The 24,760-nt window shown below is 69.2% G+C and carries 25 protein-coding genes; 15 read left to right on the forward strand and 10 right to left on the reverse strand.

Going from position 1 to position 24,760, the window contains the following annotated elements:
- Positions 1–9 precede the first annotated feature (9 nt).
- The 3 genes from EJ913_RS23085 to ripC all read left to right on the forward strand — a co-directional run bounded on the left by EJ913_RS23085 (position 10) and on the right by ripC (position 2,297).
- On the forward strand, positions 10–717 hold the full coding sequence (locus tag EJ913_RS23085) for a fumarylacetoacetate hydrolase family protein (RefSeq protein WP_127002309.1): 708 nt from the start codon (positions 10–12) through the stop codon (positions 715–717).
- Positions 714–1,361, forward strand: coding sequence for a maleylacetoacetate isomerase (gene maiA / locus EJ913_RS23090; protein ID WP_127002311.1), 648 nt, complete (start codon positions 714–716; stop codon positions 1,359–1,361). The genes EJ913_RS23085 and maiA overlap by 4 nt, the downstream gene beginning before the upstream one ends.
- An 87-nt stretch (positions 1,362–1,448) precedes the next feature.
- Positions 1,449–2,297 carry an itaconate degradation C-C-lyase RipC gene (ripC, locus tag EJ913_RS23095; protein ID WP_127002313.1) on the forward strand — a complete coding sequence of 283 codons (849 nt, stop codon included), beginning with the start codon at positions 1,449–1,451 and terminating at the stop codon, positions 2,295–2,297.
- Here ripC and EJ913_RS23100 read toward each other — a convergent pair.
- Positions 2,291–2,902, reverse strand: coding sequence for an NAD(P)-dependent oxidoreductase (locus tag EJ913_RS23100; protein ID WP_127002315.1), 612 nt, complete (start codon positions 2,900–2,902; stop codon positions 2,291–2,293). The genes ripC and EJ913_RS23100 overlap by 7 nt on opposite strands.
- Positions 2,903–3,059: 157 nt before the next feature.
- Between EJ913_RS23100 and EJ913_RS23105 the strand changes: the two genes are divergently transcribed.
- A complete protein-coding gene (locus tag EJ913_RS23105; RefSeq protein WP_127002317.1) occupies positions 3,060–4,022 on the forward strand; it encodes a LysR family transcriptional regulator in 963 nt (320 codons plus the stop codon).
- Here the strand turns inward: EJ913_RS23105 and EJ913_RS23110 are convergent.
- From EJ913_RS23110 to hutI, 5 genes are all read right to left on the reverse strand, one after another.
- Positions 3,931–5,175 carry a TCR/Tet family MFS transporter gene (locus tag EJ913_RS23110; protein ID WP_127002319.1) on the reverse strand — a complete coding sequence of 415 codons (1,245 nt, stop codon included), beginning with the start codon at positions 5,173–5,175 and terminating at the stop codon, positions 3,931–3,933. The two genes, EJ913_RS23105 and EJ913_RS23110, sit on opposite strands and share 92 nt — an antisense overlap.
- 252 nt (positions 5,176–5,427) lie before the next feature.
- Positions 5,428–6,312, reverse strand: a complete 885-nt coding sequence (locus EJ913_RS23115) for a calcium-binding protein (RefSeq protein WP_127002321.1) — start codon at positions 6,310–6,312, stop codon at positions 5,428–5,430.
- 226 nt (positions 6,313–6,538) lie between these two features.
- Complete coding sequence (hutU, locus tag EJ913_RS23120; protein ID WP_127002323.1) at positions 6,539–8,224, reverse strand: urocanate hydratase; 1,686 nt, start codon at positions 8,222–8,224, stop codon at positions 6,539–6,541.
- A 149-nt stretch (positions 8,225–8,373) separates the two neighbouring features.
- A complete protein-coding gene (gene hutC / locus EJ913_RS23125) occupies positions 8,374–9,099 on the reverse strand; it encodes a histidine utilization transcriptional repressor HutC (RefSeq protein ID WP_342353714.1) in 726 nt (241 codons plus the stop codon).
- 14 nt (positions 9,100–9,113) lie between these two features.
- The gene (gene hutI / locus EJ913_RS23130; protein WP_127002327.1) at positions 9,114–10,358 is read right to left on the reverse strand and encodes an imidazolonepropionase; all 1,245 of its coding nucleotides are present in this window, start codon (positions 10,356–10,358) and stop codon (positions 9,114–9,116) included.
- 95 nt (positions 10,359–10,453) lie between these two features.
- Between hutI and EJ913_RS23135 the strand changes: the two genes are divergently transcribed.
- The 4 genes from EJ913_RS23135 to EJ913_RS23150 all read left to right on the forward strand — a co-directional run bounded on the left by EJ913_RS23135 (position 10,454) and on the right by EJ913_RS23150 (position 14,861).
- Positions 10,454–11,821, forward strand: a complete 1,368-nt coding sequence (locus tag EJ913_RS23135; RefSeq protein WP_127002329.1) for a formimidoylglutamate deiminase — start codon at positions 10,454–10,456, stop codon at positions 11,819–11,821.
- Positions 11,818–13,365, forward strand: a complete 1,548-nt coding sequence (hutH, locus tag EJ913_RS23140) for a histidine ammonia-lyase (RefSeq protein WP_127002331.1) — start codon at positions 11,818–11,820, stop codon at positions 13,363–13,365. The genes EJ913_RS23135 and hutH overlap by 4 nt, the downstream gene beginning before the upstream one ends.
- Entirely contained in the window at positions 13,362–14,168 is an 807-nt protein-coding gene (hutG, locus tag EJ913_RS23145) for an N-formylglutamate deformylase (protein WP_127002333.1), read from the forward strand. The genes hutH and hutG overlap by 4 nt, the downstream gene beginning before the upstream one ends.
- Before the next feature lie 72 nt (positions 14,169–14,240).
- Positions 14,241–14,861: a phosphatase PAP2 family protein gene (locus EJ913_RS23150; protein WP_238520716.1), complete on the forward strand. Its 621-nt coding sequence runs from the start codon at positions 14,241–14,243 to the stop codon at positions 14,859–14,861.
- A gap of 27 nt (positions 14,862–14,888) precedes the next feature.
- Here EJ913_RS23150 and EJ913_RS23155 read toward each other — a convergent pair whose 3' ends face one another.
- Positions 14,889–15,638: an SDR family oxidoreductase gene (locus EJ913_RS23155; protein WP_127002335.1), complete on the reverse strand. Its 750-nt coding sequence runs from the start codon at positions 15,636–15,638 to the stop codon at positions 14,889–14,891.
- 172 nt (positions 15,639–15,810) lie between these two features.
- Between EJ913_RS23155 and EJ913_RS23160 the strand changes: the two genes are divergently transcribed.
- The 3 genes from EJ913_RS23160 (at position 15,811) to EJ913_RS23170 (ending at position 18,397) form a co-directional block, all read left to right on the forward strand.
- Positions 15,811–16,734, forward strand: coding sequence for a LysR family transcriptional regulator (locus EJ913_RS23160; protein WP_127002337.1), 924 nt, complete (start codon positions 15,811–15,813; stop codon positions 16,732–16,734).
- Between the two features lie 62 nt (positions 16,735–16,796).
- Positions 16,797–17,213, forward strand: a complete 417-nt coding sequence (locus EJ913_RS23165) for a CopG family transcriptional regulator (protein ID WP_127002339.1) — start codon at positions 16,797–16,799, stop codon at positions 17,211–17,213.
- 86 nt (positions 17,214–17,299) lie between these two features.
- Positions 17,300–18,397, forward strand: a complete 1,098-nt coding sequence (locus EJ913_RS23170) for an extracellular catalytic domain type 1 short-chain-length polyhydroxyalkanoate depolymerase (RefSeq protein ID WP_127002342.1) — start codon at positions 17,300–17,302, stop codon at positions 18,395–18,397.
- A gap of 68 nt (positions 18,398–18,465) precedes the next feature.
- Here EJ913_RS23170 and EJ913_RS23175 read toward each other — a convergent pair whose 3' ends face one another.
- Complete coding sequence (locus EJ913_RS23175) at positions 18,466–19,680, reverse strand: plasmid replication protein (protein ID WP_127002344.1); 1,215 nt, start codon at positions 19,678–19,680, stop codon at positions 18,466–18,468.
- Positions 19,681–20,365: 685 nt separating this feature from the next.
- On the opposite strand from EJ913_RS23175, the gene EJ913_RS23180 reads away from it, so the two are divergent.
- The 4 genes from EJ913_RS23180 to EJ913_RS23195 all read left to right on the forward strand — a co-directional run bounded on the left by EJ913_RS23180 (position 20,366) and on the right by EJ913_RS23195 (position 23,166).
- Entirely contained in the window at positions 20,366–21,181 is an 816-nt protein-coding gene (locus tag EJ913_RS23180) for a helix-turn-helix domain-containing protein (RefSeq protein WP_127002346.1), read from the forward strand.
- A 1-nt stretch (position 21,182) separates the two neighbouring features.
- On the forward strand, positions 21,183–21,824 hold the full coding sequence (locus EJ913_RS23185; RefSeq protein ID WP_238520676.1) for a hypothetical protein: 642 nt from the start codon (positions 21,183–21,185) through the stop codon (positions 21,822–21,824).
- A gap of 86 nt (positions 21,825–21,910) precedes the next feature.
- On the forward strand, positions 21,911–22,579 hold the full coding sequence (locus EJ913_RS23190; protein WP_127002348.1) for a ParA family protein: 669 nt from the start codon (positions 21,911–21,913) through the stop codon (positions 22,577–22,579).
- Entirely contained in the window at positions 22,576–23,166 is a 591-nt protein-coding gene (locus EJ913_RS23195; RefSeq protein WP_127002350.1) for a hypothetical protein, read from the forward strand. The genes EJ913_RS23190 and EJ913_RS23195 overlap by 4 nt, the downstream gene beginning before the upstream one ends.
- Before the next feature lie 340 nt (positions 23,167–23,506).
- Here EJ913_RS23195 and EJ913_RS23200 read toward each other — a convergent pair whose 3' ends face one another.
- Together EJ913_RS23200 and EJ913_RS23205 are read right to left on the reverse strand one after the other, a co-directional pair.
- Positions 23,507–24,016: a winged helix DNA-binding protein gene (locus EJ913_RS23200; RefSeq protein WP_127002352.1), complete on the reverse strand. Its 510-nt coding sequence runs from the start codon at positions 24,014–24,016 to the stop codon at positions 23,507–23,509.
- A 320-nt stretch (positions 24,017–24,336) separates the two neighbouring features.
- On the reverse strand, positions 24,337–24,760 hold a 424-nt coding region (locus EJ913_RS23205; protein ID WP_127002354.1), incomplete at its 5' end, for an IS630 family transposase.

Genomic DNA, 24,760 nt, shown 5'->3' on the forward strand with positions numbered 1-24,760 from the left:
AAACGCATCATGTCGAGCTGGGTCTTCCCGCCGTCCCCCACCGTCGCCGTTCCCGTGGTGGGCAACGACGCCGCCTTCCCGGTGCGCCGGGTGTTCTGCGTCGGCCGCAACTACGCCGCCCACGCCCGCGAGATGGGGCGCGATCCCGACCGCGAGGCGCCGTTCTTCTTCACCAAGCCGGCCGACGCCGTGATCCCCGACGGCAGCGCCGTCCCCTACCCGCCGGAGACCGCCAACTTCCAATACGAGATCGAGCTGGTCGTCGCCATCGGCAAGGGCGGGACGGACATCCCGGAGGAGCGCGCGCTCGACCATGTCTTCGGCTACGCGGTCGGCAACGACCTGACCCGCCGCGACCTGCAACTGGAGGCGCGCGACAAGGGCCGCCCGTGGGACTGGGGCAAGGCGTTCGACCGCTCCGCCGTCATCGGCTCGATCCGCCCGGTGAGCGAGATCGGCCACCCGGACAAGGGCCGCATCTGGCTGGCGGTCAACGACACGGTCAAGCAGGACCAGGACATCGCCGACCTGATCTGGAGCGTGCCGGAGATCATCGCCATCCTGTCGCGCTCGATGGCGATCAAGCCCGGCGACCTGATCTACACCGGCACCCCGGCCGGTGTCGGCCCGATCAAGCCCGGCGACCGCGTGACCGGCGGCGTCGACGGCATCGGCACCCACACCCTGACGGTCACGGAGCGCGTGGCCACGTCATGAGCCTCACCCTGCACAATTTCTTCCGCAGCTCGGCGTCGGTCCGCGTGCGCGCGGCCCTGAACCTGAAGGGCCTCGCCTACGACCAGCGCTCCTACATGCTGCGCAAGGGGGAACACCGCTCGCCGGCCTTCCTGGCCCTCAACCCGCAAGGGCTGGTCCCGGCGCTGGAACTGGCGGACGGCACGGTGCTGGCCCAGTCGCTCGCCATCATCGAATACCTCGACGAGACGCAGCCCGACCCTCCGCTGCTGCCGGCGGACGCCAGGGACCGCGCGCACGCCCGGTCGCTGGCCTACGCCGTCGCCTGCGATGTCCACCCGGTCAACAACCTGCGCGTCCTGCAACGTCTGGAAACCGAGTTCGGCGCCGGTGAGGAGGCGGTCGCCGGGTGGTTCCGCCATTGGGCGACGGAAAGCTTCGGCCCCCTGGAGACCACGCTGGCGACGGATCCGCGCACCGGCGCCTTCTGCCTCGGCGACCGGCCCGGTCTGGCCGATCTGTGTCTCTTCGCGCAGGCGATCAACAACCGGCGGTTCGGCGTTCCCATCGCGCCCTACCCGACCATCGCCCGCATCGTCGAGTCCTGCCTCGCCCTGCCCGCTTTCCGGGACGCCTTGCCCGACGCGCAGCCGGACGCGGCATAACCGCTATGCCGTGCGTCGCTTCCCGTTGCCGTGGTCTATGATGGACCCAAGCAACAATCGCGGCGCCGCCGCCAAGGGGAAGCGACCATGACGAGTCTCAGCGTTGGCCGGCGGAGCTGGCTGTTCACCCCGGCGACCAAGCCCGAGCGTTTCGACCGCGCCGCCGAGGCCGGGGCCGACGCGCTGATCGTCGATCTGGAGGACGCCGTCGCCTCCGCCGACAAGGAGACGGCGCGCGACGCCGCTTTGGACTGGCTGACGCGTCCCGGCGTCGAGGGCGGCGTGCTGCGCGCCCTGCGCATCAACCCGCCGGGCACGGCCTTCGGGCTGGAGGATCTGCTGGGATTGGTCCGCTCCGGCGCGCGGCCCGACGCGGTGGTCCTGCCCAAGACGGAGTCCGCCGACGTCCTCCAACTGGTGGACAGGCTGTTCGTCGAGGCCGGCAAGCCGATCCGGCTGGTGGCGCTGATCGAGAGCGCGCGGGGCGTCGCCGAGGCCGCCGCCATCGCGCGGGCGACGACGCGCCTCGACGCGCTGTTCTTCGGGGCGGCCGATCTCGCCGCCGATCTCGGCGCCGAGATCGCGTGGGAGCCGCTGCTCCACGCGCGCTCCTGCGTGGTCAACGCGGCGGCGCAGGCCGGGCTCGCCACCATCGACTCCCCCTTCTTCGCCATCGCCGACGAGGACGGGCTGCGGCGCGAGACCGCCGCCGCCGCGCGGATGGGCTTCACCGCCAAGGCGGCGATCCACCCGCGCCAGATCGCGGCGATCAACGCGGCGCTGACCCCGACCGCCGAACAGATCGCCGAGGCCCGGCTGATCCTGGCGGAGAACGCCAAGGGCGTCGGCGTGGTCGGCGGCAGGATGATCGACGAGGCGATCGCCCGCAAAGCCCGCCGCGTCCTCGCCGCCGCCGGGGAAGCCGTCTCTCAATAGCCCACGGTGAAGCGCCGGCGCGAATGGCGGGGGGTTTCCAGTTCGTCCACCAGGGCGATGGCGTAATCCTCCATCGAGATGTGGCTGTTGCCGGCCCCGTCGACCAGCAGAGCGTCCGTGCCGAGCCGGAAATTCCCCGTCCGTTCGCCGGGCGCGAACAGCGCCGAGGGCGACAGGAAGGTCCAGTCGAGCGTCTCCTCGTCCCGCAGCACGTTCAAGGCGTCGCGGCCGGCCGACGCCTCGGCCTTGTAGGCCGCCGGGAATTGCGGCGTGTCGATCAACGCCACGCCCGGCGCCACCTCCAGGCTGCCGGCGCCGCCGACCATCAGCAGGCGCGGCACGCCGGCCGACTTGAGCGCCGCCAGCAGCGCGCGCGGGTCGGTCGATTGGAAACGGGTGGTGCTGATCACGGCGTCGTGGCCGGGCAGAAGGGCGGCCAAAGCGGCCGCGTCGTTGACGTCCCCGGCCTTGACAGTCAGGCCGTCGCGCGCCGTCAGGGAGGCGGGATCGCGGGCGATGGCGGTGACGCGGTGGCCGCGCGCCAGCAGTTCGGCGAGAATGCGCGAACCGGCGTTGCCGGTGGCGCCGAGCAGGGCGACGTTCATGTTGTGGGTTCTCCGTGTTGGAACGCGTGATGTCCCGGCGACTGTGCGCCCGCGCCATCGTCAGGCCAAGCCCTCCTGTTTTTGACAAACCGTCATCCCGAACCATACAATCGCCGCGTCATCCCGAACCCGGACGCGCTCCGATGAACATGCTCCGATGACCAGCGGCCTGAACCTGAACCGGCTGGCCCATTTCGTGGCGGTGGTGGACACCGGCTCCTTCACGGCGGCAGCGGAGCGGCTGGGCGTCACCAAGGCGGTGGTCAGCCAGCACGTCGCCCGGCTGGAGCAGGAGGTGCGGGCGACCCTGCTGGTCCGCACCACCCGCCGCCTGACGCCGACCGAGGCCGGCCTCGCCTTCCACCGCACCTGCACCGCCATCCTGCAACAGGCGGAGGAGGCCGTGGCCTGCCTGTCGGAATCCTCCGTCACGCCGTCGGGAACGGTGCGGGTGACGGCGCCCTTCGATTACGGCACGGCGATCCTCGCCCCGGCGGCGGCCCGGCTGAGCCGCCTGCACCCCGGCTGCCGGGCCGAGCTGGTGCTGACCGACCACAGCCTGGATCTGGTGGCGGAAAAGCTCGATCTGGCGATCCGCATCGGTTGGCTCACCGACAGCAGCCACCGGGCGCGGCGGATCGGCGGTTTCCAGCAGTTGCTGGTCGCCGCCCCGGAACTGGCCGAGCGCGCGGCGCCGCGCACGCCCCATGACCTCGCCGCCCTGCCTTGGATCGCCCAATCCACCCTGCGCAACCCGCTGCGCCTGACCTTCACCCACACCGACGGCACGACCGCCACCGTGGAGGGGACGGCCGCCATCACCGCCAACGCCACCCCCGCCGTGCGTGCCTGCGTCCTGGCCGGCGCCGGGGTGTCGGTGATCCCGGATTACCTGATCGGCCAGGATGTCGCGGAAGGCCGGCTGCGTCATCTGCTGCCGGGCTGGAGACTGCCGGAGGGCGGCATCCACGCGGTGTTCCCGTCCGCCCGTTTCCGGTCCGGGGCCGTTCGCGCGCTGCTCGACCTGCTCATGCAGACTCCCGTTTCATTCCCTGGCTTGCGGGACGCGTCGCCGACCGGCCGACCAGCGCCGCCGCCAGCAGAACCGCGGCTGCCATGAGGAAGGCCGTGCCGGGATGCGGGAACAGCGGTGCCTCCCCGACGGACAGGGTGTAGACCGTGCCGAAGAACAGCGGCGACAGGATGCCGGCGAGGCTGGTCACGCTCATGCTGGCGCCTTGCAGCTGGCCCTGCTCGGCCTCCGAGACTCGCCGCGTCATCAGCGCCTGCAGCGTCGGCATCGCCAGCCCCCACAGCGCGTTGGGCAGCATGGCCAGCACGAACCAGACCCCGTCCGTCGCCAGCCCCATGCAGGCTAGACCGCAGGCGCCGCCGAACAGCCCGACCACCATGGCGCCGCGGTCGCCGATCCGATTTACCGTCCAGCCGACCAGCACGCCCTGCGCCACCATGTCGAGCGCACCGACCAGGGCCAGCAGCATCCCGACCTCCCACGCGCTCCAGCCATAGCGCAGCCCGGCGTACAGCACGAACACCGCCGAGAAGATGTGGTGTGAGAAGAACAGCAGGAAATTGACGACGGCGAGGCTGGACAGCTCCGGGTGGGAGCGCAGCAGCCGCAGCGCCCCGAACGGGTTGGCCCGGCTCCAGGAAAACGGCGTTCGGTTTTGCAGGGCGAGCGATTCCGGCAGGACCAACAGGCCGTAGAGGAAGGCCAGCCCGCTCAAGGCGCCCGCCACCCAGAAGGGTGCGCGCGGCGACAGCTCCCCCAGCAGCCCGCCCAGGAAGGGGCCGGCGACGAAGCCGGCGCTGAAGGCCACGCCGATCAGCCCATAGGCGCGCGACCGGTTCTCGGGCGCGGTGATGTCTGCCATGTAGGCGAAGACGGTGGTGAAGCTGGACGAGGTCACCCCGGCGATGGCCCGCCCCAGCACCAGCACCCACAGGTTCGGCGCCAGCGCCATCAGCGCGTAGTCGGCGGACAGACCGGCGGCGGACAGCAGAAGGACCGGCCGCCGACCGTAGCGATCCGACAGTGACCCTATGACGGGGGAGGAGAAGAATTGCATCAGCGCCCACAGCGCGACCAGCGCGCCGTTGATGACGCCGGCCCGCGCGTTGGAGCCGACGAACCCTTCGATCAGCGAAGGCAGCACTGGGATGACGATGCCCATGGCGACGACGTCGAGGGCGGCGGTGACGAGAATGAACGCGATGGCGGCCTTGCGCCCGGAGGCGGCGAGGACTGGCATGAGCAGGGAGACCTTGGAAGAGTGTCCGTGACGCGGCGCCCGCCCGGTTCGGCCTCCAGGGTCGGGAATCGCCGCCAGCCGGATGCTCCTGCGGAGAACCGGACCGGGACGGACCATAGCGCGCTCTTCGGGCAAAGTGGAGTCGCTATTCATCCTATATCGGATGTATTGCGAATCTTCGTCAATCTCTGCCATGCCGGCATCCGGCGCGCGCACGGCGTCGGATGCCGATGGCCCTTTCCTTGCCCCTCGTCAGGTGGCGGTGATGAACCAGCTCGATTGGACCTGATCTGCCGTGATCCCCGAGAGCGTCATGACCCTCGTCTTGTTCGCACCGAAGGTGGCCACGAGCTGTGTCCCCCCGGCGACGTCCCATGCGCTCCACGCCGATCCGTTCGGCAATCCGATCAGGTCGCCGTCCAGCGCGTTGAAGTCGGTGACGACCAGGGGCGTGGCGAGGGTCCCGGCGGAGCACACGAACAGATCGGCGCCGGTCCCGCCGGTCATCATGGTTCCGCCGTCTCCCTTCAACGTGTCGTTGCCGGCGCCGCCCTGCAGGACATCGTCGCCGAGCCATCCGCCGATGATCAGATCGTTGCCTGCGGATCCGATGATCGTGTCCGCGCCGTCGCTTCCGTTGATCGATGCGATCCCGCTCAGCGCGACGTTGGTGAAATCGAGGTACGCGCCGTTGGGATTGGCCCCGATCGTGACGTTGCCGAAACCTCCGCCCGAGATGGAATCGATGCCGGTGATCGATGTCAACCCGATCCGGGTGTTGCTCGCAAGAGCGACGATCACGTCCGTGTCGCCCGGATCACCGCCGACGACGTTGAAGTAACCGGTGCTGGAATTCATGAAATAGAAAAAATCGTTTCCGCTTCCGCCATCCATCGTGGATTGCCCAGCCCCGGCAACCAGGATGTCGTTGCCGTTCCCGCCATACAGAGCACCGAAACCGGAACTATCCTCCAGATAATCGTTTCCGTCCTCGCCGTACAGATAATCAACCCCGCCCCCTCCGATGACGGTGTCGTTTCCGGCTCCGGCGAAAACCGCAGTTGGTTCAGTGTCGTAATAGAGAGAGTTGCTGTGTATATTGTCGGCGCCACTGGTCCCATACTTGTACTTCGTCATGATTTCGCCACCCGTCAGACGATTGCACTGCAATCCATCTAACAGAACAACTTTAAAGCGCGGTATCGCTTCAGGCGCAGATCGCCGAACCTCGGTCAATCGGAAGAAGACGGCAGGCACGCTTACACAGGCAACGCACCGGGGCAACGCACGCGAATTCGCCCGGCGCCCGGACCTGTACCGATCCGGACGCCATCTCGATTTTTGAACGCCTCGGCCCCGCCGGTTACTTCAGGAACGGCAGGTTCAGCCCCTGTTCCTTCGCGCAGTCGATGGCGATGTCATAGCCCGCGTCGGCGTGGCGCATGACGCCGGTCGCCGGGTCGTTCCACAGCACGCGCCCGACGCGCTTTGCCGCCTCGTCGCTGCCGTCGCAGACGACGACCATGCCGGAATGCTGCGAGAACCCCATGCCGACGCCGCCGCCATGGTGCAGGCTGACCCAGGTCGCGCCGCTGGCGGTGTTCAGCAGCGCGTTCAGCAACGGCCAGTCCGACACGGCGTCGGAGCCGTCCTTCATCGCTTCGGTCTCGCGGTTCGGGCTGGCGACGGAGCCGCTGTCGAGGTGGTCGCGGCCGATGACGATGGGGGCCTTCAGTTCGCCCGACTTCACCATCTCGTTGAAGGCGAGGCCCAAACGGTGACGCTGCCCGAGGCCGACCCAGCAGATGCGCGCCGGCAAGCCCTGGAACTTGATGCGCTTGGACGCCATGTCCAGCCAGTTGTGCAGGTGCGGGTCGTCGGGGATCAGCTCCTTCACCTTGGCGTCGGTCTTGCGGATGTCCTCCGGGTCGCCCGACAGCGCCGCCCAGCGGAACGGCCCGACGCCCCGACAGAACAGCGGCCGGATGTAGGCGGGGACGAAGCCGGGGAAGGCAAAGGCGTTCTCCAGCCCCTCCTCCAGCGCCATCTGGCGGATGTTGTTGCCGTAATCGACGGTCGGCACGCCCATGCCGTGGAAGGCCAGCATCGCCTCGACGTGCACGCGCATCGACTTGCGCGCGGCCTCGGCGACGGCGGCCGGCTGGCTCTCCCGCGCCGCGTCCCATTCCGCCAGCGTCCAGCCCTGCGGCAGATAGCCGTTCACGGGATCATGGGCGGAGGTCTGGTCGGTCACGATGTGCGGGCGGGCCGTCAGGTCGGCGGCGGCGCGGCGCGCCAATTCGGGGAAGACGTCGGCCGCGTTTCCGAGCAGGCCGACCGACAGCGCCTCCCCCCTGGCGCAAGCCTCGTTGACCCAGCCCAGCGCCTCGTCGAGATCCACGGTGTAGCGGTCGAGGTAGCCGGTGCGCAGGCGCATCTCGATGCTGCTCGGGCGGCATTCGACCGCCAGCATGCTGGCCCCGGCCATGGTCGCGGCCAGCGGCTGCGCGCCGCCCATGCCGCCGAGCCCGCCGGTGAGGATCCACTTGCCCTTGAGGTCGCCGTTGTAGTGCTGGCGCCCGGCCTCGACGAAGGTCTCGTAGGTGCCCTGCACGATGCCCTGGCTGCCGATGTAGATCCACGAGCCGGCGGTCATCTGGCCGTACATCGCCAGACCCTTGCGGTCCAGCTCGTGGAAATGCTCCCAGGTCGCCCAGCGCGGCACGAGGTTGGAGTTGGCGATCAGCACGCGCGGCGCGTCGGCGTGGGTGCGGAAGACGCCGACCGGCTTGCCGGACTGCACCAGCAGCGTCTCGTCGTCGTTCAGCGCGCGCAGCGCCGCGACGATGCGGTCGAAGCTGTCCCAGTCGCGCGCGGCACGGCCGATGCCGCCGTAAACGACCAGCTCCTGCGGGCGTTCGGCCACCTCGGGGTCGAGGTTGTTCATCAGCATGCGCAGCGCCGCCTCGGAGAGCCAGCTCTTGCAGCTCAGTTCGGTGCCGCGCGGCGCGCGGATGACGCGCTGGTTGTCGAGACGGGACGACGACATGGTGGGTGCGCTCCTGGTTGGGAGGGTGGTTGTCGCGGTGCCCCCTCCCCGCCCCTCCCCCGCTGACGCGGGAGAGGGGGCCTGATCGGGAAAGCGGCGTCGGTTCCCTCTCCCGCGTCAGCGGAGGAGGGTTAGGGAGGGGGCCGCCGTCACGGCGGCGGCAACTGGAACCGGGCGCCCAGCCGGTAGCGGCTGCCCGGATGGACCAGCATCGCCACCGTCACGACGCGCTTCTGGACCCAGGTGCGGCGGGTGACGCGCAGGCAGGGTTCGGACAACGGAATCTCCAGCAGCGCCGCGATCTCGTCGGTCGGCGCCACGGCTTCGATGACGTGCTCGACCTGCGGCGCGGCCTCCAGCCGGATCAGGTACTCGCCGGGCGTCTGCCGCGCAAAGTCCTGCTCCAGATAGGCCGGCGCCACCGAGGGGTTGACCCAGCGTTCCTCCAGCTGCACCGCCACGTCGTTCTCGCGGTGGACCACCACCGAATGGAACAGCGTCGCCCCGACCGGCAGGTTGAAGCGGCGCGCCAGACCGGTGTCGGCCGGAATCGCGAGCAAACGCTCCACGGTGCAGGAATGGCGGTTGCCGCGCGCCGCGATCTCGTCGGCGATACTGCGCAGCTCGACCACCTCCATGCTGGGCGGGCGTTCGGCGACGAAGGTGCCCAGCCCCTGCACGCGGGTCAGCAGCCCCTCGTCGGTCAGGTCGCGCAACGCCCGGTGCACTGTCATCCGGCTGACCGAGAACTCCTCCAGCAGCTTGTGCTCGGACGGGATCTGAAAGCCCTCTGGCCAGTCGCCGGCGTGGATGCGGCGGCGGATCGTCTCCTTGATCTGGGCGTAGCGCGGCTGCGCGACGGACACGGCGCTCATCGACATCGGCTCTCTCAGGACGGGACGCGGGGAGCGCGGACCACGCCCGCGTTCACCACCGCCCGGCAGGGGTTGAAACCGATGGCGTAGGACAGTTCCGCCGGATGGTCGATCCCCCACAGCGCCAGATCCGCCCGCATCCCCGGCGCGATCACGCCCCGGTCGGCCAGCCCCAGCGCGCGTGCCGCGTGGCGGGTCACCCCGGCCAGCGCCTCCGCGGGGGTCAGCCGGAAGAAGGTGCAGCCCATCGACAGCATCAGCAGCAGCGAGCACACCGGCGAGGTGCCCGGGTTGTTGTCGGTCGACAGCGCCATCGCCACGCCGTGGCGGCGCAGCAACTCCACCGGCGGGGCCTGGGTCTCGCGCAGGGCGTAGAAGGCGCCCGGCAGCAGCACCGCCACCGTCCCGGCCCGCGCCATCGCCATGGCCCCGGCCTCGTCGAGATGCTCGACATGGTCGGCGGACAGGCCACCGAACTCCGCCACCAGATGCGCCCCGCCGAGGTTGCTGAGCTGTTCGGCGTGCAGCTTCACCGGCAGGCCGAGCGCGCGCGCCGTCTCGAACACCCGGCGCGTCTGCGCCACCGAGAAGGCGATGTTTTCGCAGAAGGCGTCCACCGCGTCGGCCAGCCCGGCTTCGGCGACCGCCGGCAGCATCTCGTTGCAGACGAGGTCGATGTAGCCGTCCGCGTCGCCCTTGAACTCCGGCGGCAGGGCGTGGGCGCCGAGGAAGGTGGTGCGGACCTCCACCGGCCGGACCTGCCCCAGCCGGCGGGCGACGCGCAGCAGGCGCGTCTCGCTGGCGGTGTCGAGGCCGTAGCCGGACTTCACCTCCACCGTTGTCACGCCGTCGGCCAGCAGACTTTCGAGCCGGGGCAGCGCCGCCGCCAGCAGGGCGTCCTCAGCCGCCGCACGGGTCGCCGCGACGGTGGAGACGATGCCGCCGCCGGCCCGCGCGATCTCCTCGTAGGTGGCGCCCTCCAGCCGCATCTCGAACTCGCGCGCCCGGTTGCCGCCGTAGACGAGGTGGGTGTGGCAGTCGATCAGCCCCGGCGTCATCCAGCCGCCGCCGCCGGAATGGACATGCGCGGCCAAAGACTCCATAGGCCCCGGCAGCGTCGCGCGGGGACCGACGAAGACGATGCGGCCGTCCTTCACCCCAATGGCGGCGTCGGGAATGGCGCCGTAGCCCTCCGCGTCGGCCATCGTCGCGACGGACAGGTCGACCCACAGGCTGTCCCATAAGGCGGCGGTCGGCATCGGCGTCTCCCTGTCCCGGCGAGCTCCCGCAAAGCCCCTTGGCAGCGGGTTGCCTATACTTGTATAGTATTGTCTATAATAACGAGGGCGCTTGCATGAGCAACCTGTTTTTTGGCTCGGCGCTGCTGCCGCAGGGCTGGGCCGATGACGTGCTGGTCCGCCTGGACGGCCGGGGCCGCATCGCCGGGATTGAGACGAATGCGCCCTGCCCGCCGGGCGCCGAGCGCTTCGACGGCGCCGCCGTCGCCGGCATCGCCAACCTGCACTCCCACGCCCACCAGCGCGCCATCGCCGGCATGGGCGAATCCTCGGGCGACGGGGCCGCCGACAGCTTCTGGAGCTGGCGCGACGTCATGTACCGCGCGCTCGACCGCATGGAGCCCGAGGATTTCGAAGCGGTCGCCGCCCAGCTCTATGTGGAGACCCTTAAGGCCGGTTTCACCGCCGTCGCCGAGTTCCATTACCTGCACCACGACCGCGACGGCCACCCCTACGCCGACCCCGCCGAGATGAGCCACCGCGCCGTCACCGCCGCGCGCGCCGTCGGCCTGCCGATCACCCTGCTGCCGGTGCTCTACAACGCGTCGGGCTTCGGCGGGACGCCGCCGACCGCCGGGCAGCGCCGCTTCGTCCACGACGGAAACGGGTTCGCGCGGTTGACCGAGCGCCTGCGCGCCGCCTACGGAAACGACGACGACGTGCGGCTCGGCATCGCCCCGCATTCGCTGCGCGCCGTGCCGGAAACCCTGCTGGCCGAGACCGTTGCGGCCCATCCCGATGGCCCGATCCACATCCACATCGCCGAACAGCGCAAGGAGGTCGAGGACAGCCTCGCCTTTTCCGGCCGCCGCCCGGTGGAATGGCTGCTGGAGCGCCACGCGCTGGACGGCCGCTGGTGCCTGATCCACGCCACCCACATGACGGAGGCGGAGGTCGCGGCGGTGGCCGCCAGCGGCGCCGTCGCCGGCCTCTGCCCGACGACGGAGGCCAACCTCGGCGACGGCTTCTTCGCGGCCGAATCCTACATGGCACAGGGCGGGCGCTGGGGCATCGGGTCGGACAGCCACATCTCGGTCAGCCCGGTGGAGGATCTGCGCTGGCTGGAATACGGCGCAAGGCTGACCAGCGGGCGCCGCACCGTGCTGGCCGGCGGCCCGCGCCGCTCCACCGCGCGGCGTCTGGTCGAGGACGCGCAGGCGGGCGGGGCGCAGGCCTGCGGCTTCGAGGCCGGGCGCATCGCGCCGGGGCTGCGCGCCGACCTCGTGGTTCTGGACACCCGTCACCCGCTGCTCGCCGCCCGGTCGGGCGACGCTTGGCTCGACGGCTGGATCTTCGCCGGCAACGCCAACCTCGTGCGCGACGTGATCGTCGCCGGACGCGTCGTCGTCCGCGACCGCCGCCACCCGCAGGAGAATGCGATCGCCGAACGCTTCACACACACCATCGGGAGACTTCTGGGATGAGCGACACCGTCACCGCCATCACCCTGGTTCCGGGCGAACTGTCGCTCGACACCCTGCGCGCGATCTACCGGGGCCGCCCGGCCCTGACGCTGGATCCGGCGGCCTACCCGCGCATGGCCCGCTCACGCGCCGTGATCGACGCCATCGCCGGCGGCGACGAGGCGGTCTATGGCGTCAACACCGGCTTCGGCAAGCTGGCCCACACCCACATCGCCGCCGCCGACCTGGAAAAGCTCCAGCGCAACCTGATCCTGTCGCACGCGACCGGCGTCGGCGCGCCGCTGTCCGACGCGGTGGTGCGGCTGATCCTGGTCATCAAGGCGGCCAGCCTCGCGGTCGGCGCGTCGGGCGTCCGGCCGGAGCTGGTGGACGCGCTGCTGACGCTGCACAGGGCCGACGTGCTGCCGATGATCCCGTCCAAGGGTTCCGTTGGCGCGTCGGGCGATCTGGCGCCCCTGGCCCATCTCTGCGGCATCCTGCTCGGTATCGGCCACGCCCGCGTCGAGGGCAAGACCGTCACCGCCGAAGAAGGGCTGCGGATCGCCGGCCTCCCGATCTTCGACCTGAAGGCCAAGGAAGGTCTGGCGCTGATCAACGGCACCCAGGTCTCCACCGGCTTGGCGCTCGCCGGGCTGTTCGAGATCGAGCGCGGATACAAAGCGGCGCTGGTGGCCGGAGCCCTGTCGGTCGAAGCGGTGATGGGCAGCCACCGTCCCTTCGACGCCCGCATCAGCGCGTTGCGCGGCCAGCCCGGCCAGATCGCCGTCGCCGGGTTGTTCCGCGACACGCTGGCCGGCAGCCCGTTGAACGCCGCCCACCAGGGGCCGGACTGCCACCGGGTGCAGGACCCCTACAGCTTGCGTTGCCAGCCGCAGGTGATGGGCGCCGTGCTCGACCAGATGCGCCAAGCCGCGCGCACGCTGGTGATCGAGGCCAACGGCGTCACCGACAACCCGCTGGTGCTGGTCGACACCGGCGAGGTGCTGTCGGGCGGCAACTTCCACGCCGAGCCGGTGGCGATGGCCGCCGACCAGCTCGCCATCGCCGCCTCGGAGATCGGCGCCCTGTCGGAACGCCGCATCGCCATGCTGATCGACACCACCATCAGCGGCCTGCCGCCCTTCTTGGTCGCCGAGCCGGGGCTGAACTCCGGCTTCATGATCGCTCACGTCACGGCGGCGGCGCTCGCGTCGGAGAACAAGACCTACGCCCACCCGGCCAGCATCGACAGCCTGCCGACCTCCGCCAACCAAGAGGACCACGTCAGCATGGCGACCTTCGCGGCGCGGCGGCTGGGCGACATCGCCGGCAACGTCGCCGACATCGTCGGCATAGAGCTTTTGGCCGCGATTCAGGGTCTGGAGTTCCATCGTCCGCTGAAGACCAGCGACCGGCTGGAGCGAGCCATCGCCACCGTGCGCGCCGTCGTGCCGCGCTACGAGGTGGACCGCTACTTCGCCCCGGATCTGGCGGCCATCGGCGCGCTGGTGCGCGGCGGCGCACTCGACGAGCTTATGCCGGTGGATCTGGAGGGCGCACAATGACCGCGTCCGTCTTCGACCTGACGCGGGGCGACGGCCCGCTGGTGATCAGCATGCCCCATTGCGGCACCGAACTCTCGCCGGGCTTGGCGGAGCGGCTGACGCCCGAGGCGCTGACCCTGTCGGACACCGACTGGCACATCCCGCGCCTCTACGACTTCGCGGGCAAGCTGGGCGCGACGCTGCTGAGCGCGCGCTTCTCCCGCTACGTCGTCGATCTCAACCGGCCGCCGGACGGCAAAAGCCTCTACCCCGGACAGGCGACCACCGGCCTTTGCCCCGACACGCTGTTCGACGGGCGCCCGCTCTACCGCGACGGGCAGGCCCCCGGCGCGGCGGAGATCGCCGACCGCGTCGAGACCCACTGGCGCCCCTACCACGACGCGCTGGAAGCGGAGCTGGCGCGGGTGAAGGCACGCCACGGCTTCGCCCTGCTCTACGACGCGCATTCGATCCGCAGCCATATGCCCCGGCTGTTCGATGGGCGCCTGCCCGACCTCAACCTCGGCACCGCGCGCGGCACCAGCGCCGATCCGGCTCTGATCGCCCGGATCCGGTCGGTCATGGAAACCGCCGCCACGGCGGAGGGCTTGAGCTGCGTCACCGACGGGCGCTTCGTCGGCGGCCACATCACCCGCCATTACGGCCGCCCGGCCGAGGGCGTCCACGCCTTCCAAATGGAGCTGGCGCAGGACCGCTACATGGACGAGGACGGCCCGCCCTTCGCCTACCGCTCCGACCGGGCGGACCGGCTGCGCCGGGTGCTGACGCCGCTGCTGGAGAGCTTGGCCGGCTGGCGGCCGTAAGCGTGGCGGGAACCTCCCCCCCTCCCAAGCGTTCCGTTCGGACGCAAACGGAGGGGTGATGCCTTGAGCGACGTGATGACGAGCGACGCGATGGGGTTCAACGGAACGCCGGTGCCGGACGTCCTGCGCCCGACCCTGAGCCGGATCGACGAGTTGGACGCCCGCGTCCACGACGTCTGCACCTGCGATCCCGGCCCGATCAGCGCGGCCGTCGCCACCGCGGGCCGTTACGTCATAAAGCGGCACATCCTGATCCCCGGCTTCGCCGCGGCGTGGTGCGCCGGAATGGCCGCCGGCCATGACGGCTTGCGCCGGGCCGGCGCGGTGGGGATGGTCGGGTTGCTGGCGACCGCCACCGCCAGCCGCACTATCAAGGCCCACATCCGCCGCCGCCGCCCCGACGAATGCGAGCCGCGCCGCAAGCCGGGGCACCGCATCAGCGCGCGCTCCTTCCCGTCTGGACACGCGGCCAGCGCCTTCGCCGCCGCGACCGCCGTCGCCTCGGCCACCCGCACGCCGGGCGAGGCGGCGCTGGTCTATGCTTGCGCGGCGGTGCTCGCGAGCGGACGTGTCGTGCGCCACCGCCACTGGGCGTCGGACGTGCTGGCCGGCGCCCTGCTCGGCACCGGCGTCACCCTGCTGACGCGCGCGCTGCTGCCCGGCTTGCCGAAGCGCGCGCCCGGCGAGGGGTAAGAGGCCGGCCGGCGTCCTCCCGGCCGGTCACAACGTGCTCATGCCGCCGTCAATGATCAGCTCACCGCCGACCGTGAAGGCGGATTCGTCCGACGCAAGGAAAACCACCGCCTTGGCGATCTCGGACGGGTCGCCGAAGCGGCCGGCCGGGATCTGGCCGAGGATGCCGGCGGCCATGGCGGCGCGGTCGGCTTCGGACAGCCCGAACTTATGATGAAGCGGGGTCGCGATCGGACCGGGGCTGACCGCGTTGACCCGGATCCCGCGCCCGATCAGTTCGCCGGACAGGCTGCGGGCGAGCGACAGCAGACCGGCCTTGGTCAGCGCGTAGACGCTGGAGTTCGGCATCCCGATGTGCGCGTTGATCGAGGTGTTGAGAACGATCGACGCCGGGTTGGCGAGGATCGGCAGCAGCGCCCGCACCAGGAAGAGCGGCCCCTTGAGGTTCACCGCGACGGACCGGTCGAACCCCGCCTCGTCCCATTGGTCGAGCGGACGGAAATCGGCGACGCCGGCGTTGACGAACACGGCGTCGAGTCCGCCGAAGACCCGGGCGACGGCGTCGGCCACCGCCGTCTGTCCGGCGGCGTCGCCGGCGTCGGCCCGGATGACGAGGACATCGGGACCGAGTTCGGCCCGCGCCGCCTCGATGGTCGCCGGGTTGGTGCCGGTGACGGCGACGCGGGCGCCCTCGGCAAGGAACTGGCGCGCGGTTTCCAGGCCGATGCCGCTGGTGCCGCCGGTGACGAGGGTGCGCTTGCCGGTAAGTCTGGTCATGGGAATTCGCCTTGATCGCGAGGGATGGGAAGGGTGGGAACCGGTGCGGCGGATCGTGCCGCCGTCGCCGTTCCCTGTTCACGCCACGGAGTATGGCGGGGAACGGTCGTTCGGATTAGGCTCCGGATTCTGGAACTGCCATTCGGGAATCCCGAACGATGACGAGGCTGGGATGATGAAGCTGGAAGGGCTGGCCACCTTCGTGGCCGTGGCGGAGGCCGGGTCGATCAGCGAGGCCGCGCGCCGGCTGCGGCTGTCGAAATCGGTGGTCAGCGAACGTCTGGCGGAGCTTGAACGCGGGCTGGGCACCAGCCTGCTGCACCGGACGACGCGCAAGCTCTCGCTCACCGAGGACGGCGCCGCCTTCCACGAGCGGGCCGCCCGCATCGTCCGCGAGGTCGAGGAGGCGGCGGCCGATCTGGCGGAGCGCCGGGGCGATCTGGTCGGGCCGCTGCGGATCGCCGCGCCGGTGACCTTCGGGCGGATGCATCTCGGCCCGGCGCTCTACCCCTTCCTCGCCCGCCACCCCGCCATCGAACTGACTCTGGAACTCGACGACCGCCGGGTCGACGCCGCCGCCGAGGGCTACGACGCCGTGATCCGCCACGGGCCGGTCGTGGATTCCCGGCTGATGGCGTGGCGGCTGGCCCCCAGCCGCCGCGTGCTGGTGGCGGCTCCTAGCTATCTGGAGCGCCATGGCACGCCGGCTTCGCTCGACGCGCTCGCCGGGCATCGCGGCATCTTCTACACGAACCGGGGGGTGGCCGACTGGCGCTTTCCGGGCGCGGCGGGGGCGGAGATCGTCCGGGCGGGCGTCGCGCTGCGCGTCAACAACGGCGACATGATGCGGGACGCCGCCATCGCCGGGCTGGGCATCGCCCTGCTGCCGCTCTTCATCGTCGGCGCCGCCATCGAGGCCGGCGCGCTGCGCGTCATCGACGCCGGCGCGGAGGCCGAACCCGAGTTCATCGTCATGGCCCACCCCGAGGGCCGGCGACCGTCCGCCAAGCTTCGGACGCTCGCCGATTTCCTGCGCGCCCGCTTCGGCGCACCACCCTATTGGGAAAACGGAGCCACCCCGCCGCCATCGCCTTGAACGCCTTCCTATGGACATCCATATACCATCCAGACGGATGGTGAAGGGAAGGAAGACCGAAGATGGACCCCGTGCGTGAGCTGCGGCCCAAGGCCCCCGACAGCGAAAAGATCACCATCAACCTCGGTTACGTCGATCTCGGCCACATCGACCTGATGGTCGAGGAGGGCTTTTATTCGAACCGCACCGACTTCATCCGCACCGCCATTCGCAACCAGATCGACCGGCACGCCGAGGTCGTCCGGCAGGCGGTGACGCGCAAAAGCGTCGATCTCGGCCTGCGCCACTTCAGCCGCGGAGATTTAGAAGCCGTACGGGAAGCCGGACAGATGCTCGACATCCGCGTGCTCGGCCTCGCCACCATCGCTCCCGACGTCACCCCGGATCTGGCCCGCGCCACCATCGCCTCGCTGTCGGTGCTGGGCGCGCTGCACGCCAGCGCCGCCGTCAAGTCGGCCTTGGCCGACCGCATCCAGTAGCGCCGCCTCGCACTTCTCCGTCCAACAGATTTCTGTCCAGACCACGGACCGGCTCCGCCCGGCTTCCGCACACGGAAAGCATGACCATGTCCCACAAGCTCCCGCCTGAAATGGCCGAGATCACCCGCCTCACCAGCTCCGGCAAGCTCACCGAGGCGACGGCCCTCATCCAGCGGCTCGTACGGGGCGCGGCCTCCCCCGTTCCTCCTCAACAGCCACCGCAGGCACGGCTCCGCACCGGTCTGGGCGAAACGCTGCGCGGCCTTGCCGCCCGCGTGCTGCCGGCCGGGCTCGACCTCGGGCTGGGCGGCGGCGCCCCGCTGGAACCCTTGCCCGACGGCGCTTCCTTCGAGACGCTGTCCTTCACCGGCCCGGCCGGCAGCCGCGACTACAAGCTCTATGTTCCGGCCAACCGCTCCGCCGGACCGCTGCCGCTGGTCGTCATGCTGCACGGCTGCACCCAGGGGCCGGACGACTTCGCCGCTGGCACGCGGATGAACGCGCTCGCCGAGGAGCATGGCTGCCTCGTCGCCTATCCGGGACAGCTCTCCACGGCCAACGCGCAGAAATGCTGGAACTGGTTCAACCCGGACGACCAAGGGCGCGACCGGGGCGAGCCCTCGCTGATCGCCGGCATCACCCGCAAGATCATGCGCGACCACCCGGTGGATCCGGCCCGCGTCTACGCCGCCGGTCTGTCGGCCGGCGGCGCGATGGCCGCCATCCTGGGGACCGCCTACCCCGACCTCTACGCCGCCGTCGGAGTGCATTCCGGACTCCCGGTCGGATCCGCCCGCGACGTGCCCACAGCCTTCGCGGCCATGCGCCAAGGCACGAGCGGTGGCGAGCGGAGCGGCCGGGGCGCTCCGGTCATCGTCTTCCACGGCGACCAGGACTCCACCGTGAATCCGCGCAACGCCGACGCCGTCGCCGCCCAGATCCTGGCGTCGCACGACACGCTGGTGACCGACCGGAACGGCCAGACGCCGGGCGGCCGCACCCACAAGCAAACCATCCACACCGACCCCGTCGGCCGCGTGCTGTGCGAGCAATGGACCGTTCACGGAGCTGGCCATGCCTGGATGGGCGGAAGCAAGGCGGGTTCCTACACCGATCCGAAGGGACCGGACGCCAGCCGCGAGATGCTGCGCTTCTTCCTGCAGCATCGGCTGGGGACGGCGTGATCCCTTGAGGTCGCGCCTGTGACGACGCAGGGCGGGCAGGGCCGGTTCGCCGCCCAGCCCGGCCGCGATCATTCGTCGTTCAGCGGCAGGGACACCTGCGCCGCGTCGGCCAGCAGGCGCTTGGCGCGCTTGCCGCGCATCTCCACCGCCTCGGCGGTGCGCAGCGGCACAAAACCGTCCGGACGACCGACGTTGCCGACGATGGCCTTGAGAAGCTCGATGTTGGTCCGCTGCACGCGGCGCCCGCGACGGACCTGTTCCAGGAACTTGGCGGACGGCGTCAGCAGATAGTCGATGGCGTCGATGCGCTTGCCGACCTTGGTGTATTCCTTGTCCGCCTGGTCGAGGATGCCCTCGTCCACCAGCGCGTCCACGGCGGCGGTCACCACGCGCAGCGTGTCGCGCAGGCGTGACCACTCGTTCATGCCGCTGTTCTTGATGATCTCGTCGGCGCTGATGGCGACCGGCTTGGCGTCGTCCTCGGCGGTGTCGTACTCGATGGACAGGCGGTTGTAGAGCCAGCGCGACACCGGAGACTTCAGCTTCATCAGCCACGCGTAGGAAACCGGCTTGAACTCCAGGTCGCGGATGGCGGCGGAGACCAGCGGGTTGAACTCCAGATAGGTCTCCTCGACGCCGCCGTCCTCGTCGGTCAGGTCGGGGCGCGAGCGGATCGCCAGCACCGGGAAGGCCGTCGATTCCAGGATGTTCTGGCCCCGGCTCTTCTTCCCCGGCTCCGGTGCCGGGCCGGTGGAGATGATGATGCGCGAGCGGGCCAGAATGGTCAGCGATTCGCGGATGTCCTGGATCGACAGGGTGTGGTTGACCGCCCGGAGTTCCCGCTGGATCTCGTAGAGGCTGAAGCGCATCTGCACCTTGTCGCGGTTCTCGCCCGTCAGCGACAGGCGCGACCGGTCCATGGCGAGACGGCGGACGACCTGCTCCACCACCTGCTCGCGCTCGGACGGGAAGATCTCGACTTCCACCAGATCCGGGGCGCTGCCGGGCGCGCGGTCGTCCCGGCGCAGCGCGCTCAGCCGGTCGATGCGGGCGGGCTGCACGGTCAGGCGGTAGTTGCGGCCACGGAACGAGAACTCCCGGCGCACCGACTTGGTGAAGCTGTCCTTGGTGACGATCTCGCCCTTGTCCTTGGCGTCGTTGTCCCGCGAAACGAAGACGAAGCGTGGCGCCAGATCGTACAGGGCGATCAGGTGCGACTGCGAACGGTCCTCCAGCTCGAACAGAATCAGCTGGGCCGCGCTGGTCGGGGCCATCTTGGTCATCGTCGTCTCCGCGTGTCGAACCCCAACCATGGCGCGGGCCGCGTCCGGGCGCAACAGAACCGGAAGACTCATCGCGTTTGGAGCGCCGCCACGATGGAGCGGCAGCCCGCGATCATGACGCCTTTCCCCGCGATGATAGAGCCATTGCCCGCGCTTGTGGAGCAATAGCCCGCGATGGCCACACTCGCCGAAGCGAATCGGAAAATCGCGGGCTGTGGCTTCATAAGCGAACGAGCGGCGTCAGGAATCGCGAGCAAAGACGCCAGGAATCATGGACTCCCGACCGAATTCCGGTCGAACGCGGCAATGGAACGTCGGCTCGTCTTGCCGTTTCGAGGGACCTTACTGCCGGATACCCGCCTGTTCATGCCCCTCTTTCCCGTTGATCTGACTCGGGTTTCGGGGAATCGCGAGCAATGGCTTCAAGAACCGTGATCGCTTGAGGCGTCAATCGCGGGCAATCGCTCCAATTCCGCGACCAAAGGCGCCAGGAATCCGATTCGGACGGCAATCGCGGGCAAAAACTCCATAGCTGCGGCCTATCGCTCCAGGGTCGCGGGGAAAGGCTTTCGGACCGCGAGGAAAGGCGCCATGGAGCGCTTGCCCGCGATTCGACTTTCGCCGGTTCCGCTTCGAATCCTCGGCCCCGATCACGGACCCGACCGACGGAGGCTCAAGCAGGATCATGACCGACATCCCGAACGACATTACGACCGAACGTCACGCTGGCGAACGCCAGAGCGGCGAACGGTGGGGGCGGATTCCGGCTTGGTGGCTCGACCATCCCGAGTTGGACGCCGACGGGTTGGCCATCCTGGCGGCACTCAGCACTTACGCCGACGAGGTCGGGGTCTGCTGGCCGTCGCAGGCAACGCTGGCCGCCAAGCTCAAACGCAGTCGTCCGACCGTCAACCGCATCCTTGGCCGATTGGAAGCGCTGGGTCTCGTGATCATCGAACACCGCAGCGGATCGAACGGCGGGCGCCTCAGCTGCCGCTACCGCTTGCGCCTGACACCCACCCAGGGGGCAGGTCCCCCCCCTGATTCAAAGACGGACTCCCCCTGTCCAGCAGCGAGTCAGAAACACGATCAACCAGAACAGATTCCGGACTCGCTCCGTGGGCGCAAACGCATCGAGGCGATGGCGCAGGAAGTACCCATCGATTGGGTGCCTGCTGAGGCCGATCGGACTTGGGCGGTGGGACGCTTCCCCGAGGCCGACCTCGACCGCCACGCCGAACTCTTCGTTCGCCGCTGCCAAGCCCATGGTTATCGTTACCGTGACATCGGAGCGGCTTGGCGCTCCTGGCTGCTCCAGGATCTGACCCCGGAAAAACGGGTCGCCGAAAAGCAGGCTGGCGACCAGCGGCCACAACCGCCACGCAAACCCGCTTCCGCAGTCGCCCGTGCCGCCGAAGCCGAGCAGCGAATCTCCGCCTGGGCCAGCGTCGCCGCCCATCTGAACGCCGGCTCTTCCACCGCCTCCTCACCCTGGGTGTGACATGACCAACGTGCAAGCCCTGCCCACCCCGTCGCCGCTGCCCTTCGACCCCGCCATGCCGGCGGCGCTGCGTACCCGGATGCTGACCGATGGCCTGCCCGAACCATTGAGGGCCGTCCTCACCGCCGGCCGGATCGAACGGCGCAGCCGTTTCACTGACGACGGCTTCGCCGGCCTCGCCGAGGAATGGACGCCGCCCGATGGCGTCACCCCGCGCCACGCCGCGATGGCCCGCCGGGCCTTGGCCGAGATCGACGGCGCGGTGCTGGCCCCGGCCCCGGCCAACCATCTTCTGGGCCGTGTGCTGGCCCTGCTCAGTCATTTTCCGGCCAAGGCGACGACCCCGGATGTGGAGCGTTTGCTCGCGATGGACTGGGCCGACGATCTGGGCGAGTTTCCCGGCTGGGCCATCGACCACGCCGCCCGCGTCTGGCGCCGCACCCGGAAATGGCGCCCGAGCATCGCGGAAATCCGCGCCCTGTGCGAAGATGCCTGTGCCGCCGAGCGCGACTTGGCTGACCGACTGCGCCGCGTCGCGCAGGCCGGGGAAGCCGCCTCCGACGACCGACGCGCGCCCGTCCAGCGGCTGGTGAGCGACGCCGTGCGCCGTATGCCGGGCGGAACGGCGGGGCCGCGGATTTAAGACGCAGAGTTAAGACACGTCTTAGGTTTGCGTGGCGGGGCCGCTCTGCTACAAGTCGCGCAAGGCAGCGGTTCGAGGAAAAGGGAATGGTGATAATAGACGGCAACGGTGGAACGCCGGTCAAGCGGCTGCTGGTCAATGGCCCGAAGGGCGGCGTCGGCAAAACCACGCTGAGCCGGAACATCGCAGTGGCGGCGGCGCTCGATGGCCATGCGGTAGCGACGCTGGACCTCGACCCCCAGCGCAGCCTGACCAAATGGTTCGCCAAGCGACCGGATGGGATGGTGCCGATCACGCATTTCGAGGCGGGCATGTCCGCGACCGATATCCGCGACGCGCTCGCCGGGATCGAGGGGTTCGACCTTCTGGTGATCGACACGCCGCCCTCCATCGAGGACCATCCGGAAGAATTCAAGCTTTTGGCGCTCTCCTCGGACCTGATCGTGGTGCCGACCGGACAGTCCGACGACGATCTGGACTCGGTGCGGCCTTGGATGCGCTTCGTCCGCCGCTACGGCAAGAACGCCGCCTTCGTGATGAACCGCGTGAAGCCGCGCACCCGCGGGTTCACAGAGGCGCAACGCAAGCTGTTGGGGGATGGCCGGATCTGCCCTGTGGAGGTCCCCGATTACGAAGATATCCAGTTCACCGCCGGCCGTGGCCTCGGTCTGCTGGAGCTGAAGGGGGGCAAGGGAGTGGAGCACATGGCCGGGGTCTGGGCCTTCGTCCGTCACGAACTGGAGTTGGCGCGATGAGTGGGTTCAAACAGGTGTCCAAGGCGCAGGCCCGTCGCCACATGGCGGTGGACGAGCGCATCGAGCGGATGGCCGAGACGCCACTGGATCTGCTCCACCGCGAGGAGTTTGTCCAGGAGATCGCCACGCTGTGGCGTAGCGCCCAGGAGCGGTTTCTGCTGATCGGCCGTTACCTGATGCAGGCGCGCACCCGGCTGGCGCATGGCGAGTTCCAGGCGATGGTCGAGAACGAGCTGCCTTTCGGCTATCAGGTGGCTTACCAGCTGCGTATGGTGGCCGAGGCGGTGGACAGCGGCCGGCTACCCGGAACGAAGCTGCCGCCAAGCTACGCAACCGTCTACCAGCTGGCGACGCTGACGACCGAACAGCTCCGTCTGGCCGACCAGCGCAACCTGATCCGTCCCGACGTGACCCGACCGGAGATCGTTCGCTTCAAGCGCGACCTGCGTCAAGCCGTCGCCGAAGCCGCGTCCGGTGCGCCGAGCCGTCGCGAGACGCTGACCGCCGAGCGCGACCGCCTGCGCGACCGTTTGGCCACCGTCGAGGCGGAGCTGGCGGCGTTGGACGGAGAGCCGGCCGAGATGTGAACACAAGACGGCACTATCGTGGTTTCCGCCGGTCTGTCCCGCCTCGCGTGGCCTGATCGTTTGGGTATGATTTTTCCGTCACCCAACCACGACAACCATACTGCCGCAGTCGTGGACCGGCGCGCTGTCGCCGCCGAGAAAGCCACCGCCTGAGCATGGGAAAGCGGTTTTCCGTCGAGCTTGGCGAGGTGCCAGTCTTCCGGGCCTGTGGGATGACGCTACAGGTCGCGATCCGTAACGCCTGCCCGCGAGGTCGATCATGAGCGAGAGCTTGTCGTCCTCTGTCCCGTTCCCGCGCTTGTTGGCGACGGGTATCAAGGCGCGGGCGCAGACCTGACCATTACAGGGACGTGGCCGCCCGTGCTGCCTGGTCGTAAAGACCGGACAAGGCCCGCAGCAGGTTGGCGGCCTCGCCGATCTGCTTGTGGTCGACGGTGCCGAGCGACTCCAGCGAGCGGATCAGACAATCCTCGCGGATCTCACGGTAGCGCCTGACCGCTTCCTGCCCAGCGTCGGAGCTGCGGTAGGTGACCTCCTTCCCGCGTTTTCCCCGCTCCACCAGCCCCAGCCGCAGCAGCTTCTTCAGAGCGTAGTTGACGATGTGGGTGTCTTCGATGTTCAGGACAAAGCCGATGTCGGACAGGCTCTTGTCGCGGGCGCGGTGGTTGACGCTGTGAAGCAGCAGCACTTCCAGCGAGGACAACTCGGCCAGCCCGGCGGCGGTCATGCAGCGGACCACCCAGCGGTGAAAGGCGTTGCCGGCGACGATCAAGCCATACTCGAACTCGGCGGTTTCCGCGCTGCGCTCCGACGATGGGTGGGACGAGGCGGCTATGGGGGGTGAACTCATGTATCGTGTTTCTTTCGCCAAACCCCATTCCGCGCGCTGAACACACAAGTTCATGGGGATGCATTCGCAATATTGTTTGGAAATTTATCGACATATCGCTGTCGCTTCAATCGGAACCGCTGCTTTGGCGTCCTGTCGATCGGGCACCTGAAATACTATCCGTCTGAACGCGGTCCAACACGGCGCATTTCACAGGCTCTTCCTAACGATCGACCCCATCATGCATGTCGGTGCCGAACGATGCAGCCGGAAGCACGCCGTTCATCATGGGCGTCGCTTGCTGAGCGAAAGGGCATTGCTTTGCTTAGAGCTTCGAGCGTTTAATCTGACGCGTACCCGGCGTGCCTGAGATAATTCCAGCACTCGTCTGGTGTGTAGAGGTCGCAGATGGAGCCGACAGCTTTCCACAGCTCCTCGATGGTGCGGTCGCCGATGCGTCGGAGATGAGCTTTGAGCTTGGCGAACGCCATTTCGATAGGGTTGAGGTCGGGACTGTAGGGCGGCAGGAAGAGGAACCAGGCGCCACGCTCCTTGAGGACGGCCTTGGCCTTTTCACTCTTATGGCTGGATAGGTTGTCGAGGATGACGACATCACCCGGCCGTAGGGTCGGGGCGAGTTGTGTCTCGACATAGGTCTCGAAGAGCGTCCGGTTCATCGCGCCCTTGATGATCCACGGGGCGGTCAGCCCGTCGCAGCGCAGGGCGGCGACGAAGGTCTGGGTGCCCCAATGGCCAAACGGCGCC

The sequence above is a fragment of the Azospirillum doebereinerae genome (assembly GCF_003989665.1).
GTDB classification, from domain to species: Bacteria; Pseudomonadota; Alphaproteobacteria; order Azospirillales; family Azospirillaceae; genus Azospirillum; species Azospirillum doebereinerae.

Bases quoted from the DNA above. Each gene is read 5' to 3' on its own strand.
- EJ913_RS23085 (WP_127002309.1), top strand. From the start codon at position 10: ATGTCGAGCTGGGTCTTCCCGCCGTCCCCCACCGTCGCCGTTCCCGTG.
- maiA (WP_127002311.1), top strand. From the start codon at position 714: ATGAGCCTCACCCTGCACAATTTCTTCCGCAGCTCGGCGTCGGTCCGC.
- ripC (WP_127002313.1), top strand. From the start codon at position 1,449: ATGACGAGTCTCAGCGTTGGCCGGCGGAGCTGGCTGTTCACCCCGGCG.
- EJ913_RS23100 (WP_127002315.1), bottom strand. From the start codon at position 2,902: ATGAACGTCGCCCTGCTCGGCGCCACCGGCAACGCCGGTTCGCGCATT.
- EJ913_RS23105 (WP_127002317.1), top strand. From the start codon at position 3,060: ATGACCAGCGGCCTGAACCTGAACCGGCTGGCCCATTTCGTGGCGGTG.
- EJ913_RS23110 (WP_127002319.1), bottom strand. From the start codon at position 5,175: ATGCCAGTCCTCGCCGCCTCCGGGCGCAAGGCCGCCATCGCGTTCATT.
- EJ913_RS23115 (WP_127002321.1), bottom strand. From the start codon at position 6,312: ATGACGAAGTACAAGTATGGGACCAGTGGCGCCGACAATATACACAGC.
- hutU (WP_127002323.1), bottom strand. From the start codon at position 8,224: ATGTCGTCGTCCCGTCTCGACAACCAGCGCGTCATCCGCGCGCCGCGC.
- hutC (WP_342353714.1), bottom strand. From the start codon at position 9,099: ATGAGCGCCGTGTCCGTCGCGCAGCCGCGCTACGCCCAGATCAAGGAG.
- hutI (WP_127002327.1), bottom strand. From the start codon at position 10,358: ATGCCGACCGCCGCCTTATGGGACAGCCTGTGGGTCGACCTGTCCGTC.
- EJ913_RS23135 (WP_127002329.1), top strand. From the start codon at position 10,454: ATGAGCAACCTGTTTTTTGGCTCGGCGCTGCTGCCGCAGGGCTGGGCC.
- hutH (WP_127002331.1), top strand. From the start codon at position 11,818: ATGAGCGACACCGTCACCGCCATCACCCTGGTTCCGGGCGAACTGTCG.
- hutG (WP_127002333.1), top strand. From the start codon at position 13,362: ATGACCGCGTCCGTCTTCGACCTGACGCGGGGCGACGGCCCGCTGGTG.
- EJ913_RS23155 (WP_127002335.1), bottom strand. From the start codon at position 15,638: ATGACCAGACTTACCGGCAAGCGCACCCTCGTCACCGGCGGCACCAGC.
- EJ913_RS23160 (WP_127002337.1), top strand. From the start codon at position 15,811: ATGATGAAGCTGGAAGGGCTGGCCACCTTCGTGGCCGTGGCGGAGGCC.
- EJ913_RS23165 (WP_127002339.1), top strand. From the start codon at position 16,797: ATGGACCCCGTGCGTGAGCTGCGGCCCAAGGCCCCCGACAGCGAAAAG.
- EJ913_RS23170 (WP_127002342.1), top strand. From the start codon at position 17,300: ATGTCCCACAAGCTCCCGCCTGAAATGGCCGAGATCACCCGCCTCACC.
- EJ913_RS23175 (WP_127002344.1), bottom strand. From the start codon at position 19,680: ATGACCAAGATGGCCCCGACCAGCGCGGCCCAGCTGATTCTGTTCGAG.
- EJ913_RS23180 (WP_127002346.1), top strand. From the start codon at position 20,366: ATGACCGACATCCCGAACGACATTACGACCGAACGTCACGCTGGCGAA.
- EJ913_RS23185 (WP_238520676.1), top strand. From the start codon at position 21,183: ATGACCAACGTGCAAGCCCTGCCCACCCCGTCGCCGCTGCCCTTCGAC.
- EJ913_RS23190 (WP_127002348.1), top strand. From the start codon at position 21,911: ATGGTGATAATAGACGGCAACGGTGGAACGCCGGTCAAGCGGCTGCTG.
- EJ913_RS23195 (WP_127002350.1), top strand. From the start codon at position 22,576: ATGAGTGGGTTCAAACAGGTGTCCAAGGCGCAGGCCCGTCGCCACATG.
- EJ913_RS23200 (WP_127002352.1), bottom strand. From the start codon at position 24,016: ATGAGTTCACCCCCCATAGCCGCCTCGTCCCACCCATCGTCGGAGCGC.